This is a genomic window from Vibrio sp. Vb2131, from assembly GCF_033338535.1.
Taxonomy (GTDB): Bacteria; Pseudomonadota; Gammaproteobacteria; order Enterobacterales; family Vibrionaceae; genus Vibrio; species Vibrio alginolyticus.
This window is the reverse complement of sequence record NZ_JAWOSW010000082.1, coordinates 1-670: the sequence shown is the minus strand read 5'-3', so window position 1 is coordinate 670 and position 670 is coordinate 1. Positions and strand designations below refer to the sequence as shown.

The window sequence follows — 670 nt, the reverse complement described above, 5'->3', positions numbered from 1 at the left end:
CTTTCAAGAACCTTCACGCCCTCTCGATTTAGTTAGCCATTTAGTCATCAATATGCAGCATTATCAGCCGCACGATATTATCTATGGCGACTACAAAATGTCGGGCTATGATGAAGATCTGCAACGTTCTCTGCTGCAATATTTATCTGTCGACAATGTCCGCGTTACGCTGATCGCCAAAGGACTTGAGTACAATCGCACTGCGAAGTGGTATTTCACCCCCTACTCCGTCACTACATTCAGTAGCGAGCAAAAACGCTTCTTCCAACAAATTGATCCGCGTTGGCAGTTTGTTCTGCCAGAGAAGAACCCGTACATTTGTTACGACCTCGACCCAATGCCCTTTGAAAACGGGGGCTCACTACCGGAGTTGATTGAAGATCTCGAAGGTTTTCGCCTGTGGCATTTGCAAGATGATGAGTTCCGAGTGCCGAAAGGCGTAGTGTACGTTGCGATCGACAGTTCTCACGCGGTCGCGTCGCCTAAGAATATTGTGAAAACACGTCTTTGTGTCGAAATGTTTTTGGACTCACTAGCCAAAGAAACCTACCAAGCTGAAATCGCGGGCATGGGCTACAACATGTATGCACACCAAGGAGGGGTAACTTTGACGTTGTCGGGCTTCAGCCAAAAACTGCCACAACTGCTTGAGATGATTTTACGCCGTTTC

General features: G+C 47.5%; 1 pseudogene. It reads left to right on the top strand.

From position 1 onward, the window contains the following. Positions 1-670, top strand: a pseudogene (locus tag R7E38_RS22985) (insulinase family protein); the annotation flags it as partial.